Consider the following 15,378-nt stretch of genomic DNA (forward strand, 5'->3'; position numbering starts at 1 on the left):
GCCTACAAACCAGCGGACACGGTCAAATGGAAATGGCATGAAGCTGGCTCACTGTATGGAAAGAGAAGACATGATCGGCATGCGGCCGATGCGGCGACTGATGGTCCACGCGGCCAGCATCGCCACCAGCGGCAAGGCGCAGATGATGGCCGCGCTGTACGACGGCACCCACAACATCTGCAGCAGCACACCTGCGTTGCGGCCGGGCGGCGGCGCCAGCTCAATATGCGCGGCGTTGATCAGCAGGATGGAGGCAAACGCCAGCAGTGCCCCAGCACAAGCGCCGAACAGGCCTTGCAGCATGCCCTCCATGACGAACAAGCGTCGCACCAGCGCGTGGCCGATGCCCATGGCGCGCATGGTACCGATCTCCCTGCCCCGTTCATAGATGGTGGTCAGCGTCATCGCCGCCACACCAAGGAAGACGATGATGCAGATGACGATGCCGAACACCAGGAACTGGTTGCGGTACAAGGCCAGCACCTGCGAATACAACGGCGCCAGCGCCTGCCATGTCCGCAGCTCGACCCGCGCACCGGCCAGCGCGCCACGCAAGCGGACCGATATTTCGTCGGCCTGCGCAGTGTCCTGATACAGCACGGCGACACTCGACACCTTGGTCGTACGCAGCAGTTCCTGCGCCGTTTCCAGCGGCATTTGCAGCAGATACAAATCGGTCTGCGGGATACCTGTCGCCACCACTCCCACGACTTCAAGATCCATCGCGTTGACGCTGCCGTTGACGGTGGTGGTCATCAACGTAATCGAATCACCGGTCTTGACCGCCAGGCGCCGCGCCATCTCCTTGCCGATCAAAACCTGATAGCGGCCTTCCGGCTTCGCGCTCAGCGGCGCTCCGGCAGCCAAGGTCTGGAAGGCGCCGAACGCTTGCCGCTCGCGGTCCGGCATCACCCCGCTGCCTTCGAAATTAAGCGTGCGCGCGCCGTTCGACACCAGACCAGCGAACGATAGACGCGGCACCACGCGGCGTACCTGCGGCTCCTGCGCCAGCAGCGCTTCCACGCGCGCCAGCACCGGCCGCTCCAATCCATATTGCAGCTGCTGCTCGGCGTAGCCGTCAAACTGGCCTTCTCCGGCCAACTGCGCATGTCCCAATCCGCTGCGGATGGTGCTCTCGCGCAGGCCATCCAACGATGCCGCGATGTAGGCCACAAACAGCAGCAGTGCCAGCGTACCGACGCCTATCGTCCCGCCCAGCAGAAAGGAGCGCCGTCCATTGCGCCGTACGTTGCGCAGCGCGAGCGTCAGCCACTGCCTCATGCGACCTGCCTGCCGTCCGCCAGCCGCACCACGCCATGCGCCATCTCCATCACCCGCTGATCGTGGGTGGCGATGACGAAGGTGGTACCGACCTGGCGATTCAGATTGTCGATCAACTCCAGCAGTTGCTGCGCCGTCTTGCCGTCCAGATTACCGGTCGGCTCGTCGGCGATGACCAGGCTGGGACGATTGACCAGAGCCCGCGCAATAGCGACGCGCTGCTGCTGCCCGCCCGACAGCTCGGACGGTTCGTGCTTCAAACGATGATCCATGCCCACCATCTCCAGCGCGGCGACTGCACGGCGGCTGCGTTCCGACGGCGACAGCGCCTGCGGCGACAGCGCCAGCTCCACGTTCTCCTGCGCCGTCAGCGTGCCGACCAGATTGAATTGCTGGAAGACGAAACCGAGCTTGCGGTTGCGGTACTGGTCCAGCTGCGTTTCCGCGATCAGGTCCAGGCGTTCGCCGTCGACGCTGATGCTGCCGCTGTCCGGCCGGTCGAAGCGCGCCAGCATGCCGAGCAAGGTGCTCTTGCCGCTGCCCGATGGACCGGCGATGGCCGTCACGCTGGGTTGATCGATGCGGAACGACACCTGGTCCAACGCCACGATGCGCTCGCCGCCTCGCAGATAATGCTTGGATACCGCGTCAACTTCCAGTATGGCCGCCATCCGCTTCCTCTCAGTAGACCATGTCGATGTCGACGGCCGCCTTGCCTGCCTTGACTTCAAACGCCGCTTGCTCGAATGACGGCGGTCCGTAGTTGCCCTTGGCGTTGCGCGAAAACGCGTAGCCCTCCAGCGGCATGCCGTTGGGCGAGCGGTCGAATTCACCGTTGCCGTTTTCATCGTGGAACAGCATGGCCGCATACATGCCGGGCTTGACGCCGTCGAAGGTCAGGCTGACGACAGGCGACGCGGCGACCGTCTGCATGTACGGGCAGCGTTTGAGGAAGGTCGCCTTGTCGCACAAGGCCGCCATGACCATGCCCTTGTTTCCTGCGACGCCGCTTAACTTGATGGTGATGCTGGCGCCGTCAGCGGGCGCTGGCGCCTGCACCAGGGCCGTCTTCTGCACATGCGTCAACAGCACGGCAAGCACCACGCCCGCGCAAGCGATGACGCTCATGCCGGCGATGAGCGGAAGGCGCCGCAGCTTGCTGCGCGTATCCAGGGCCTCTTGGGCATCCTGCTCTTTCGATCGATTCGGTACGTTCATTTCATATCTCTTTCAACTGCAATCAGGAGCGCGGCATCCATGTGAAGCGCCGCGCCGACAGCGCCAGGCAGGCCACCAACATCGCCGACAGCAAGGCCACGCTGTAGATATCGGTGCTCCAGCCCATGCCGCCGGTGAGGCCGCGACGTATGCTCGACATCATCGCGTTCAGCGGCAGGCAGTCCAGCGCCTCGCGGGCCAGCTTGGGCAAGCCACCCAGCGGGACCATGAGATTACCCGAAAACAGCAGCGGAAAATACAGCAGATTACAGAACATGGTGGCGGCGGCCACGCTGTTCGTCATGGCCGCGATCAGCAGGCCCAGTGCCAGGAAGGCGCCGGCGCCCAGCGCCAGCATGGCGATGGCGGCCGCCACCTGCACGCCGTCCGCGTTGACGCGCACGCCGTAGATGGCCCATGCGGCGACGAACATCGCCAGGCTGGCGGCCAGCACGATCAACAGCCGCGATACGCACCATGCGGCCACCACGACGCCGGTTGGCATCGGGAACAGCTGATACATACGGAACATGCCACCCTCGCGCGCGGCCACCAACGGACCGGCAAATCCCATCAGGCTGGTGGACAGTATCACCATGCCGGCGAGGCCGGTGACGAGGAATAGGCGGTAGTCCAGCGCCTGCTCGGCGGCGGCCGGCGGCGGTGGCAGGGCCACACGCGGCGGCGCATTCAGGCCGTTGAGGTTATAGGCGTCGCTGTACCCGCGCAGCAGGCCGTAGGCGGCGTCGAACGCGGCGCCCGCGCCATGGCCGCTGCGCAGCGCGATATCCGTGGTGCGTCCGGCGGCGACGTTGGCGGCGAAGCCGGCTGGTACCGTCAGCACAAAGTCGGCTTGCGCGGTGGCGCTGTCGGCGCTGTTGACGGGCGTCGTCACCGGTGAGAAGTCCACGCTGTGCTGCTGGCGCAGGCCGGCCTGCAATTGCCGCAGGTAGGCGCTGCTCTCGGTGCTGCGATCGAGATCGACAATCGCCAGCGACACGGGGCCAAGCTTGACGTCCTGGCCGAACAAGGCCATCTGCATGACCAGCATCAGCAAGGGGAAGGCAAAGGTCCAGAACAGCGCCAGCTTCCCGCGCAAGAACATGGCCAGGTCGGCTTTGATCAAATGCAGAAGTATTTTCATGTTGACTGCCCCGTTGTGGGCGCGATTTGCGTGACGTCGGCGAGGAAGTCTTCGACCGACACCGGCTCCAGACTGAATGTGCCGATACGCTGTTGTTCGATAAACTGGCGGAAGGCCTGGTCGAAACCGGCGCCGCCGAACAGCTCCCAGGCGCCGTCGCGTTCACGCGGCGGCTGCACCAGTGCTGGCAGCGCGCGCAAGGCTTCCAATGCCGGCTCCGGCAAGGCCTGGCGCAACACGCCTTTGAACTGGCCAACCCGCTGCGTCATCAGCGACGCCAGCGTGCCCTCGGCAACGATGCGGCCGTCGTCGATGCAGCAGATGCGGTCCATGCCCAGCAGGTCGGATGGCGCGTGCGAGATCACCAGCAGCGTTATCGGCAAGGTGGCCAGCAGTTCGCGCAGTGCGCGGGCGAACCATTCGTCCAGGCCCAGCGAGGGCTCGTCGAGGATGGCCAGTTCCGGCACGTGGGCCAGCGCCATCCACAGCATCAGGCGCTGCTTCTGGCCACGCGACAGCTGCTGCCAGTAGCGGTCGCGCAGTTCGTCCAATCCCAGTGCGCGTGTGACTGCGGCCTCGGTGCGGTGGTACATGGCCTGGTGCAGCGCCATCATCTCCCGCACTTTGGTCTGGCCTGGCAAGTCGTAGCCTTGCAGCAGACCGCCGATGCGCTGGCGTGTGGCCGCGTCACGTGGATCGCCAAGATGCAGTGCGACCGTGCCACGGTCTGGCTGGCGCAGGCCAAGCAGGGTCTCCATCAGCATGGACTTGCCGCTGCCGTTGCGGCCGATGAAGGCCACGCGCTCGCCACGCCGCACCGTCAGCGCGCCGGGGCGCAGCGTGAAGGATGAGGACAAGCGGAGCTCAACGCCGCTCAGCTCCAGCAGTATGGGGGCCGGCGCTGCGTCGGGCGCTGGCGCAGCAACCGGCACCGCTGCGGCTACGGTGGCCTCCTCCGCTGGCGTCTCGATGCCGTACTCCAGCAAGACCTGGCGTGCATGTTCGCGGTAGACCGGATCCAACATCGCCTGCCGCAGCTTGCTCACGCCCAGATCGCGGTCGCCGCCGTATGCGGGCGGTGCATGCAGTAGCAACGATGCGTGCTGCACCAGCAAATCTGGATCGTCCGGTATCAGCTGAACAGCCTTGTTGAAAGCCTGGATCGCCTGCTGGCCCGCGCTGGCGACCTTGATGATATTCGGCCGGGCCAGCAATATCATCAGGATCGCATGCGTGCCGCGCCACAGCCACAACCGCCCTTGCGGCAAACACTCCGCAGCCTTGAGCAGCAACTCCAGCCGCGCAAGTTCATCAGCCGTCGGCGGCGTCGCAAAATTCACCTGCAACAGCGCGCGATTGATGCGGGCGCCGAGCAGGCTGTCGAGCAGCGCCGGTTCGGCATAGACATCGTCCGCCTCCAGCGTGGCGATGGCCTCGTCGATGTCCGCCGGATTCTTGTTGATCCATCCCGTGAACACGGCCTGGCGCGCGCGCTCGACCAGCGCAGCCTGCGCCGCGCTCGGCCCACCGTTGCGGGCGACGGCGGGAAAACTCTGTCCACTGGCCTCTTCCACCAGCCGCACGATCTGCGCTTCCGAACCGGCCCGCGCCACGGCGGCGAACAAGCGCGTGATGCGCCCTGCCCCACCCAGCGCATAAATCGCCTCCAGCAAATCGGCACCGACGCGGCAGGCCGACTTGTACACCGCCAGATCGCTGTCCACGCTCTCGCCGAACATGCTGTCGGCGCTGCGGCTCAACAGCGTGCGCATAGCCGGCAGCAGCTCCATATTCGCCGCCGGCAGCGTGGCGCCCGCGTAGCGGCTGGCGAAGAAATGCGCCAGCCCTTCATCCAGCAAGCGCACGCCGCAAGTCAGGAAGCAGTGCGCCACTTCATGGAACTGCACCGCGCGCAGATCGTCCGGGTAGCCGGGCGACAGCGTGGACAGGCGCAGCACAGCCAGTCCAGGGAAACTCTCCATCGTCAGATGCAGGTCGCGGCTCTCCGCGCGGCATTGCAGCAGGATGCACGGCGCGGGCAGCTCCAGGAAAGCGGCGCAACAGGCGATCGCCTCTTCGAAGTGAGCCTGCAATGCCGGCGCTAGCGGCGCGGCATCCAGCACGAACAGCGAGCCGCTCGCATGCCACGGCTGCTTGCCCGCCACCATATCGAGCAGCAGCGGATAGGCGTGGAAACGGCCCCTCAGCGCAAACAGCTGGTCCAGCTCCGCCAGCGCGGCATCGCGCTCGCCCGCCGCCGCATGACGCAGCAGCGCGAACGCGCCCTGCCGCAGACTGGCTCCGGCCACCTGCGGCGTATCGCCCAGCACACGGATGGCATTGTCGTTCATGGCGCGGCGGTCTCCGGCTGCGCCTCGCGGCCCAGCAGCATGACCGACACCACGGTCTCGGTCACGCCATCGATATCGAGCAGCGCAGCCAGTTCATCGTCGTAGTAGGCGCCGTAGACCAGCGATCCCATGCCCAGCCCCTGCGCCGCCAGGCACAGGTTCTGCGAGGCGTGGCCCGCTTCGAGCAGCGCCATGCGATAGCCGCGTGGCCCGTATTTGGCGGTGGCGCGTTGCGGCACGCTAGTCATCACGCACACCAGCGGCGCCTTGATGGACTGCTCTCCGCCGCGCACCTCGGCGCTGCCGAAAGCGTCGCCGTCCTGCTGCCTCAACACCCGCAGGCAGTGCTCGCGTGCGTCGTAGTGCGCGATGCACGGCTCAACGCCTTCGACCTGGTTCAGGAAGAAGTAAAACTCGGTCGGATACAGGCCGCCCGGCGACGGATAGGCGCGGAACGCCAGCTTGACGTGCGGCGCGGCGTCGCTGCTGCGGTAGCGGTTCACGCGCAGCGCGTGGTGCAGCAGGCTGGAGACTTCGCGCAGGCTGAGTGCCGGCGCGAAGCCGCGTGCGCTGGTGCGGCCGGCCATCGCAGCCGCCAGCTCGCCCAGCGCCAGGTCAGGCTCCGGCAAGGCTATCTTCGGGCAGGATGCGAACACGTTGTAGCCGGCCGCGCCGCGCGCGATGAAAGCCGGATGGCGCAGGTAGCGGACGATGTTCTTGACCTGACCCGCCAACGTGGCGCGATGGAACTTGGTCTGCTCGTGCAGAATCTCGGCCGGATCGTCGATGTCGAAATCGCCCGCCATGGCCTGCGGCGGCAGCAGTTCTTGCAAACTATGGTTCATGTGAGGTCCGCATCAAGGGAATGGGTGAGGATCGGTATTCGGCGGCGGCACCTCGGCCAGGCCCCAGTGGCGGGCGATCTGGAGCAGGCGGCGTTCGTCGCGGCTCAACATGCCGTCGCCGAACAGCAGCGGATGCAGGCCGGGGATCAGCGAGCGCACTACGCAGAAACCCAGGCTGGCGATATCCTCCGAGGTGACGTCGACCGCCAGCGCCGGCAGGCCCATGGCGCGCAAACGCGCCAGCAGATCGTCCAGCGTGGCCAGTTGGTGCAGCGATGCGTCGCCGCTGTCGATGGTCTCCGCGTTCTCGAACAGGAAGTCCATCATCTGCTGGCGCGACGGCTCCAGGAAGTAGGCGAAGTGGTCGCCCGGATTGCGGATGGCGCTGCGCTCGGGCAGCGGCGTACCCGCGCCGAGGATGGAACTCGCCCAGCAATAGCCGTGCAGCGCTTCGATCACCGCCTTGTTGATCGCCTGGCCCACGCCCAGCTGCGCGCTCGCGCCCAGCGACATGGTGCCGTCGTTGCGGCTGCGCGCAAGGCACAGCACAACCGGCAGGCCGACATCGGTGGTGATGTCCCACAGCCGCACGTCCAGCGACGGATGGTCCAGCGCACGCTGCACGCCGGGCAGCAAGGCCGCACGCGCCGATGCGCCCACTTCCAGGCGGCGCGGCGCATAGCGCATCTGCCACATGGCCGCGAAGGCATCGCGCTCGACCACTTCGCACAAGCCGCTCAGGATGGCGCGCTGTTCGTCCATGCCGCACGCCAGTCCGGTCGACGAGGATTGGAACACGATCTCGCGCTGGTTCTTCACCTGCATGCCGAGATAGACCATCTGCGCCGGCACATAGCACTCGCGCTCCGGGTCGCACAGATCCGTCGCACGCGCCCAGGCGCGGGTGACGTCGGCATCCGGCGCTGAAAATTCAAAGCCCTCAGCCGCGTACTGCTCGGGCGAGAACAGCACGAACCGCTCCAGCCCCACCGCCGCCGCGCCCAATTCGGCCTGGCTGGCGTAGTGCAGCTGGTCGTCGAAATGCACGGCGGCCGAATAGCGCTCGATCGCCTCGCCGAACGCCGCCCACAGGGCCGAGGTGCGGTCGAAGGCGGCGCCGGAACCGGCCAGGCTGGCGCGGTCGCTGGTCGGGTTGTTCGGCTTGGCGCGTGAGGGGTCGATCATCATCGCCTTGACGTCGACCATCAGGGCGTTGAACACGAACAGGCCGCGCGCATCGGGATGCTCGGTCTCTTCCAGCAAGGTGGTGATGATGCCGTGGCGGCGGTGCACCAGGGCTTCATGAATCAGCGCCAGGCGCGCTGCGTCGGATAGGCGTTCCATGGCTTAAGCCCGGCGACGCAGCAGCGACTGCTGGAACACGGTGCCGACCGGCCGCGCCGTGCTGGCATTGCCGCAACAAGCGCAACGCGGCAGGCGCAGCACGCGGCTGCGATGCGTCTCGCCGGTCAGGCTGTCGATCTCGCTGAACACGCTGTGCTGCAGGTTGTCCAGCGTGCCGCTCAGGTATTGCAGCGCCAACCGCGACGCCTCGGCCACGCCGAACTGGATCGCCAGCCTGCTAGGCAGCGCGTGGTACAGGATGTTTTCCGGCTTGCTACGCACGTCGAATTCGGCGACGAACTTGCGCGTGCTGCGCACACGGTGGAAATAGCATTCGTAGCAGGCGGTCGCCTTCGGCATCACCATCGGGCCGCACTGCACGGTGCTCCAGTCTATGCCCAGATACAGGCTGGCCAGGCCGCGCTCGACCGCCTTGGCGTTCATCGCGCGGAAGGTGGCGAAATCCTCGAAGTCGGAACACACCAGCAGCAGCGCGCGTTTGTCTCCAGTTTCCGGCAGCGCGCCGTCGCGGCTTACGCGTTGCAGCGGCACGTTCATCTGCGCCATGGACTCGGCCAGCGCATCGGCGCAAGCGCCCTCGCCGGCCAGCACCAGCAGCCAGTTGGCGCGGTCGTAGGCGGCCAGCTGGTCACGCGGGATCAGCGCATCGAGTTCGCGCCGGTGCTGCAGATGCTGATGGGTGGCGTCGCCGCCGGCGCGGGCGTCGTCGCGCACCAGCACCCGGGTGTTGACCAGCGCCGTTACGGCCGCCTCGATCGCCTCGGGCGGAAAGCTGTCGGCCATGGACTCCGTCAGTGCGGAGAGCTGCACGCCCTTCCCGGCCTGGTCCAGTATGGTCTTGAGCATGCCGACCTTGTCTTCGACCGTGAAGCGGCGGCCGACCACGGACATGGCGATCTTGTCGTCGCCCAGCGTGGTGATTTCCGCCAGCGGCGAAACGTAAAGTGATTCATTCATTGGGAATACCTATTCGTCAGAACATTCATCCGGCGCACCTGCGGAAAGGCGGGACGACGGCAGCGCCGCCATCCCGCCCACCAGCTGGCAATTAGCAGCAGCAGGAGCAGGAGCAGGTGCAGCACGAAACGCTGACATCAGCCAGAGCGCCGCTCATGTCGTCTTGCAGGTATTCCGATTCGGTCGAATCGGTAATCGAGATGAAGGTCGTGTCGATCAGGATTTCCATTTCTTTTTCCTATTTTAGAAGTGAATGAAAGGCGGCCCTACATGCGTTTTACGCATAAGAAAGCGCCGAAATCGAGATTAGCACGCTGCTATTGCCGCACGGTAAGCTTTAGCATTAAATACAACGATACTAGAACAATAACTCTAATTCATCCAAATTCATTTGACATGGGCGCGCATCAGACGCGTGCCGCCGCCCAGCTGCAGGCCGTCGTTGCGGCTTGCAAGATAGCGGGCACGCAGCTGGTCGGCGCCATGGTCGGACACGTCGCCGAAGCCCAGCGCGCGCAATTCGCAGGCCAGCACTTCGGGGGCGAAGAAGGAAATCCACGGTTCGCCCTCGGCCTCGTACTTCTTGGCGAAGTAGGCCATGCCCATGCGTTCCATCGGATTGAGCAGCTCGGGCACCACGCCATAGTCGAACACGATGCCGCTGCCGGACGGCAGGCCGGCGACGAAGGCCAGCGTGTCGAACACGGCGTCATTGGTCAGATACAGGGTCACGCCCAGCCAGGAGAAGAACACCGGCTCATCCAGCTTGCAGCCGGCCGCCGTCAACTTGTCGGCCAGGTCGTCGCGCTCGAAATCGACCGGCACGTACTTCAGCGACGCCGGCGCGGCCACGCGGGCCTGCTCCAGCAAGCCGCGCTTCCAGCGCTGGGTGGCGGGATGGTCGACCTCGAACACGCTCAGGCCGGGCGCGGGATCGCGGTAGGCGTAGCTGTCCAGGCCCGCGCCCAGCACGACGTACTGGCGCACGCCGCGTTCCAGCGCTGCCGCCAGTTCATCCTCGGCGAAGCGGCTGCGCACCGCCATCGCAGCGCGCAGCACGCGCATGATGCCGGTGTCGAATTTTTCCGGCGTGCTGCGCACCGTCTCCGCGTGCTCCGGGCCGAGGACGGCCAGCGCCAGCGGATCGTCGAACACCAGCGGCTGGTCGATCAACTGATGGGCGGCGCGCAGCATCGCCACCGACAATGCGCTGCGGCTGGCCACGCCCTGCCGCAACAAACCCTCGCCGCGTAAGCCCTGCTTCATCAGTAGCTACCCGGCAGCAGGATGTTTTTATCGACCTTGGTGACATCGCGCAGGCCGCAGAAAGCCATCGTCAGATCGAGCTCGTTGCGGATGATGTCCAGGCATTTGCTGACGCCCTCTTCGCCCATCGCGCCCAGGCCGTACAGGAAAGGCCGGCCGATGTAGACGCCCTTGGCGCCCAGCGCCAGCGCCTTGATCACGTCCTGGCCGGAGCGGATGCCGCCGTCCATATGCACTTCGATCTGCTTGCCGACGACATCGACGATGCCGGGCAGCGCGCCGATCGACGACTGCGCGCCATCGAGCTGGCGGCCGCCGTGGTTGGAGACGATCAGCGCATCGGCGCCGCTCTCCACCGCCAGCCGCGCATCTTCCGCGTCCATGATGCCTTTGATGATCAGCTTGCCACCCCAGCGCTGCTTGATCCACTCGACGTCCTTCCACGACAGGCTCAGGTCGAACTGCTGGCTGGTCCACGACGACAGCGACGACATGTCCGACACCGACGACGCATGGCCGACGATATTGCCGAAGCTGCGGCGCTTCGTGCCCAGCATGCCCATCACCCAGCGCGGCTTGGTCGCCATGTTGACGATGTTGGCGATGGTCAGTTTGGGCGGCGCCGACAGGCCGTTGCGCAAGTCCTTGTGGCGCTGGCCCAGCACCTGCAAATCCAGCGTCAGCACCAGCGCCGAGCAGCGCGCGGCCTTGGCGCGGTCGATCAGGCGGTTGATGAATTCGCGGTCCTTCATCACGTACAGCTGGAACCAGAAAGGCTTGCTGGTATTGGCGGCGATGTCTTCGATCGAGCAGATGCTCATGGTCGACAGGGTGAACGGCACGCCGAATTTTTCGGCGGCCTTGGCGGCGAGGATCTCGCCGTCGGCGTGCTGCATGCCGGTCAGGCCGGTGGGCGCCAGCGCCACGGGCATCGCCACGTCCTGGCCGACCATGGTGCTCTTCAGCGAGCGGTTCTCCAGGTTGACGGCCACGCGCTGGCGGAATTTGATGGTCTGGAAATCGTCGACGTTGGCGCGGTACGTCGACTCGGTCCAAGAGCCGGCATCAGCATAGTCGTAGAACATGCGCGGCACGCGCTTCTGGGCCAAGACACGCAGGTCTTCAACGGTAGTGATGATGGTCATGCACGCTCCTCCGGGACGATGATCGGATAATCATCGCACGAGGCCCGTGTATCATGGAAGCACTATCAAAGAAGGGATGATTTTTGAAAGCTAAATCCAACGCCCTGCTGACGCTGATCGCCGCCGCGGCCATCGGCATCATCGGCTACCGCAATCTGAGCCGGCAGGCCGTGCCCATGCAGGTCAGCGCCGCACACTGCACCACGGACGCCATCCGCAGCGTCAGCGACGCGACCACGCGCGCCATCCTATCGGCGCAATGCGCTCAGGCCGCCGAAAAAAAATAATGATTTGATATTAATGTAAGTTGCAATATACACAATATTAATATTAAACTAGGACTCCTTCAGATTCGGAGTTCCCATGAAAAACATTATTCCATCATTGCTGGTGTTGGCAGCAGCAAGTCAGGTTCAGGCGGCCGTTCCCGTGATGCCGCCAGCCCTGGTCGGCTCGACAGTCACCTTAGGCGACTATGTCTATCAGCAGTCGGACAAATTCGGCGAAAATCGCCTCAGCGCGCCTACGGCTTTGGCAAGCGCCACGGCTGGCGCCAATCAATCGGGCGCCCCATTCATCGCGCTCCAGGCATCGACCAGCAACTCCGCCTCGCATATGGCGGGCGTCTACAATCTGGGCATGAACTTCCGCTGGTCAGTCATCGGCAACTCGCAGCAACCGGTGCTGGTGCACATCAACACCAAAGGATCGATTACGGCGGATTACGGATTCACCCCGCTGGTTCCGGACACCTACTCGCTATCCCCGAACACTCCCAACGTCGCAGTGAAGGCCAGTTTCGTCACCGGCGTCAGCGGGCAGGCCGATGACGATGTGCGTACCCTTGGCGCGCAAACGGACGGCAATTTCGACTGGGGCATTACCAAGGTCACCGGCACCAATAATTTCACCCCGCAGAATGGCGGCAGCAGCACGCTGGCCCATAGCTTCGATTCGTCGTTCGATCTGTGGGTCACGCCCAATAACAACAACTTCGTTGAACTGGTTGCCACTGGCTACCTCTATTCGAGCAACCCTGATGTCAACCAGTACGCCACCGAATATTACAAGTTCGGCGCCTACCTGTCCCCGACCATCACCATCGACGCGGCTTACGCCGCCGACTATGCGCTGCAGACCAGCTATATTCCGAGCGCAGTTCCCGAGCCGTCGGGGATCGCGATGCTGGCGTTCGGCGCCTGCCTGATCGGCGCACTGGCGCGCCGCCGCAAGGCTCGCGCAGGCTAAATCGGCAGCACAAAGAAAAAGGGCCTGAAGATTTCTCTTCAGGCCCTTCGTCTTACGAATTTTGGTGCGGCTGGCAGGAATTGAACCCACGACCCCTTGGTTCGTAGCCAAGTACTCTATCCAGCTGAGCTACAGCCGCGAAAGACAATATTATAGCAGGGGAAACTCAAATCAAGAAGAGCCCCTGGACACTTTTTTGCATCAGCGCTGGCGGACGCCGAAAATGCTGCGCACGATCGAGCTGACGCGGTCGGTAAAGGAATTCACGAACTGGATGGCATCGTTCTTCCTGTTCATCACTTTTGACTCGACAAAGGTCCACGACAGATAGCCGAACACCATGGAGATCGCCAGCGAAATCACGAAGTTCTCGTGCCAGGTGCGGAAATTCGGCAACACCTGGTACACCGCCTGCTGCACCGCAAAACCGTACAGGTAAATTCCGTAGGAAATATCGCTGGCAAACAGCACGAACGACCTTTTGAAATCGATCAGGCCGATATACACCGTGATGTAGGCGATCGCCGGCGCGGCCAGGTACTCGCCTTCCCGCCACTGCAGCATCAGCCAGGCAAACGCGATGCTTGCGATCAGAATAAATTTATTGTGGCGGATTTTTTCACGCAGCGCGTACAGCGCCACGCCCCAAAGGAAAGCCCACACCACGGAGCGCCCCGTCGGCCGGAAGTTGTAATCGCCCAGATCGCGGGTGAAGCCGCGCGCGGTCGCCAGCACCGTCAGCACAGCCAGCACCACCACGAATACGCGCGGGCGACGGTGCAAGGTCAGCAGATACAGGATGGCGATGGCGATGTAGCACTCAAGCTCGAACGGAATCGTCCACAGCTGGCCGTTCACCGAGTCGGTTTGATTGGCGGTGAACACGCCGGGCAAGGTGTAGTGGATGATGCCCAGCACATTGAGGAAGTAGTCATGCACCATGGGATGCGACAGATACTCCTGTATCGGCAGCGTGGTCAGCGCGGCGCCGATGATCAGGGCGGAAATCACCACCTCGCAGCACAGGGCCGGGAAAATACGGATCACGCGCAAGGTCAGGAACGTAGGCAGATGGTTGGTGCGGAACAGGCTGCCCGACACCAGGAAGCCGCTCAGGGCAAAGAAGCTGGGGACCAGGAACAGGATCAGCGGACGCATGGGAACAAAGTCCCCCACGTATTTGTCCCCGTAGACAATAGAGACCGAGTGCCATGCGACGATGCACACAGCAAGCAGGACGCGAAGATAATCAAACCCCGTCGGGCGATGATTTGACAGTGCTGAGGTTTGTTGGAGGGTCAACATAACTTTATCCAGAAGAAAACAACGACGCTAGCCGAAAAAGGCGGCATAAAGGGTAAATGTACAAGAGAACACTGCTATTTTGTACATTTTTTTACTTCGGCAAAATTGATTTAATTACAATCAGGAAATCAACATTACCGCACCGCGACAAATTCCGCATTGCGGGAACACGGCTTGTCCGGGGAGATGAAAAGACAAAAGGCCTGAAGATCACTCTTCAGGCCTTTCAACTTACGAATTTTGGTGCGGCTGGCAGGAATTGAACCCACGACCCCTTGGTTCGTAGCCAAGTACTCTATCCAGCTGAGCTACAGCCGCGAAAAACAAGATTATAACAGCGTTTTCTTGTTTGGCGAAGAATTCCTTGAAGAAATTTTGCAATCCGTTTCAAGGTCTTACACTAATAGCAAAAGGGCCCGAAGATTTCTCTTCAGGCCCTCTCACTTACGAATTTTGGTGCGGCTGGCAGGAATTGAACCCACGACCCCTTGGTTCGTAGCCAAGTACTCTATCCAGCTGAGCTACAGCCGCTTAAGCAACATTATAAAGCATTAATTTCGTTTTGCAAAGTTCGATATTTTCTATCGTTTAATTGGTTCGATATGTAAAACACCGAATCAACCACTGTGCTAACTGCTTTGCTGCATCTCTTTCAAGCGGCATGCCGTTCGAAAGAAGCAGCATTATAGGGACACTCCCCCGGCTTGTCCAGCACTCTCTGTCAGGTGCCGAATTCGGCCGCCGCCTTGGCCGACCACAATGCTTCATTATAGGAAGGATAGGGAACGCCATAACAATCGATATGGCCGCCCTCGCCCACGAACTTGATCCACCAGCCCGCCGGATCGTTGATGATGGCGATATCGCCCTCGCGGCAAGTGCCTGCGATCTGCTCGTTTTGTTCCAGCACAACAATCTTCACCTTCCTGTGCTTCACTACCGTCGCCATCGCGCCTCCCTTTTGCGGCACCGCGCCGCTACGCCATCCAGTGTATCCGCAGCGCGCGCCCGCGCGATACAAAATATGAACATTTCGCTCACAAACCCAGGATTTTCAAGGCTTGCAGGTAGCTTCATTCATGCCAGTGATCTCGCTCATCATGAGAAAGAATTTGCTTTCCCTTGGGCGCTGCCGCATCATTCACCTGTCTCCTCTATTCTCCTCCAAGGAAATAGATTTAGCCCGCTCCTGTAGCGGGCTTTTTTTTTAGTGTACGATGCGGTCAGATTTGCCTTCCAAGACAACATACTGA

15 protein-coding genes and 3 tRNA genes are annotated in these 15,378 nt (G+C 62.9%); 2 read left to right on the top strand and 16 right to left on the bottom strand.

All coding sequences use genetic code 11. The features are described from left to right. Window positions 1-48: 48 nt before the first annotated feature. The 11 genes from GEV01_RS18825 to GEV01_RS18870 all read right to left on the bottom strand — a co-directional run bounded on the left by GEV01_RS18825 (window position 49) and on the right by GEV01_RS18870 (window position 11,572). Entirely contained in the window at window positions 49-1,281 is a 1,233-nt protein-coding gene (locus GEV01_RS18825) for an ABC transporter permease (protein WP_152807133.1), read from the bottom strand. After that, a complete protein-coding gene (locus GEV01_RS18830; protein WP_152807134.1) occupies window positions 1,278-1,952 on the bottom strand; it encodes an ABC transporter ATP-binding protein in 675 nt (224 codons plus the stop codon). Before GEV01_RS18830 ends, GEV01_RS18825 begins: the two co-directional genes overlap by 4 nt. Window positions 1,953-1,962: 10 nt before the next feature. Beyond that, window positions 1,963-2,499, bottom strand: a complete 537-nt coding sequence (locus GEV01_RS18835) for a DUF2141 domain-containing protein (RefSeq protein ID WP_217428440.1) — start codon at window positions 2,497-2,499, stop codon at window positions 1,963-1,965. A gap of 22 nt (window positions 2,500-2,521) precedes the next feature. After that, entirely contained in the window at window positions 2,522-3,643 is a 1,122-nt protein-coding gene (locus tag GEV01_RS18840) for an ABC transporter permease (RefSeq protein ID WP_152807135.1), read from the bottom strand. Further along, window positions 3,640-5,994 (bottom strand): ATP-binding cassette domain-containing protein, encoded by a 2,355-nt coding sequence (locus GEV01_RS18845; protein ID WP_152807136.1) that lies wholly within the window; start codon window positions 5,992-5,994, stop codon window positions 3,640-3,642. Before GEV01_RS18845 ends, GEV01_RS18840 begins: the two co-directional genes overlap by 4 nt. Then, window positions 5,991-6,839, bottom strand: a complete 849-nt coding sequence (locus tag GEV01_RS18850) for a SagB/ThcOx family dehydrogenase (RefSeq protein WP_152807137.1) — start codon at window positions 6,837-6,839, stop codon at window positions 5,991-5,993. Before GEV01_RS18850 ends, GEV01_RS18845 begins: the two co-directional genes overlap by 4 nt. Window positions 6,840-6,851: 12 nt before the next feature. Further along, entirely contained in the window at window positions 6,852-8,183 is a 1,332-nt protein-coding gene (locus tag GEV01_RS18855) for a YcaO-like family protein (protein WP_152807138.1), read from the bottom strand. 3 nt (window positions 8,184-8,186) lie between these two features. Further along, on the bottom strand, window positions 8,187-9,161 hold the full coding sequence (locus GEV01_RS18860; protein ID WP_152807139.1) for a TOMM precursor leader peptide-binding protein: 975 nt from the start codon (window positions 9,159-9,161) through the stop codon (window positions 8,187-8,189). A gap of 91 nt (window positions 9,162-9,252) precedes the next feature. Beyond that, window positions 9,253-9,390, bottom strand: coding sequence for a hypothetical protein (locus GEV01_RS30790; RefSeq protein WP_008447650.1), 138 nt, complete (start codon window positions 9,388-9,390; stop codon window positions 9,253-9,255). Window positions 9,391-9,548: 158 nt separating this feature from the next. After that, window positions 9,549-10,427, bottom strand: coding sequence for a class I SAM-dependent methyltransferase (locus tag GEV01_RS18865; RefSeq protein ID WP_152807140.1), 879 nt, complete (start codon window positions 10,425-10,427; stop codon window positions 9,549-9,551). Next, the gene (locus tag GEV01_RS18870) at window positions 10,427-11,572 is read right to left on the bottom strand and encodes an alpha-hydroxy acid oxidase (RefSeq protein WP_152807141.1); all 1,146 of its coding nucleotides are present in this window, start codon (window positions 11,570-11,572) and stop codon (window positions 10,427-10,429) included. The genes GEV01_RS18865 and GEV01_RS18870 overlap by 1 nt, the downstream gene beginning before the upstream one ends. Window positions 11,573-11,655: 83 nt before the next feature. Between GEV01_RS18870 and GEV01_RS18875 the strand changes: the two genes are divergently transcribed. Together GEV01_RS18875 and GEV01_RS18880 are read left to right on the top strand one after the other, a co-directional pair. Continuing rightward, window positions 11,656-11,859 carry an entry exclusion lipoprotein TrbK gene (locus tag GEV01_RS18875; protein ID WP_152807142.1) on the top strand — a complete coding sequence of 68 codons (204 nt, stop codon included), beginning with the start codon at window positions 11,656-11,658 and terminating at the stop codon, window positions 11,857-11,859. Between the two features lie 76 nt (window positions 11,860-11,935). Beyond that, the gene (locus tag GEV01_RS18880; protein ID WP_152807143.1) at window positions 11,936-12,820 is read left to right on the top strand and encodes a PEP-CTERM sorting domain-containing protein; all 885 of its coding nucleotides are present in this window, start codon (window positions 11,936-11,938) and stop codon (window positions 12,818-12,820) included. A gap of 62 nt (window positions 12,821-12,882) precedes the next feature. Here GEV01_RS18880 and GEV01_RS18885 read toward each other — a convergent pair. The 5 genes from GEV01_RS18885 to GEV01_RS18905 all read right to left on the bottom strand — a co-directional run bounded on the left by GEV01_RS18885 (window position 12,883) and on the right by GEV01_RS18905 (window position 15,074). Then, window positions 12,883-12,959 (bottom strand) — tRNA-Arg (locus GEV01_RS18885). Window positions 12,960-13,021: 62 nt separating this feature from the next. Then, window positions 13,022-14,125, bottom strand: coding sequence for an acyltransferase family protein (locus GEV01_RS18890; protein ID WP_152807144.1), 1,104 nt, complete (start codon window positions 14,123-14,125; stop codon window positions 13,022-13,024). A gap of 241 nt (window positions 14,126-14,366) precedes the next feature. Further along, window positions 14,367-14,443 (bottom strand) — tRNA-Arg (locus tag GEV01_RS18895). A gap of 136 nt (window positions 14,444-14,579) precedes the next feature. After that, window positions 14,580-14,656: transfer RNA gene (locus GEV01_RS18900), tRNA-Arg, on the bottom strand. Between the two features lie 190 nt (window positions 14,657-14,846). Beyond that, entirely contained in the window at window positions 14,847-15,074 is a 228-nt protein-coding gene (locus tag GEV01_RS18905) for a hypothetical protein (protein ID WP_152807145.1), read from the bottom strand. Between the last annotated feature and the right edge of the window lie 304 nt (window positions 15,075-15,378).

It is taken from the genome of Rugamonas rivuli (assembly GCF_009380165.1).
Classification (GTDB): domain Bacteria; phylum Pseudomonadota; class Gammaproteobacteria; order Burkholderiales; family Burkholderiaceae_D; genus Rugamonas; species Rugamonas rivuli.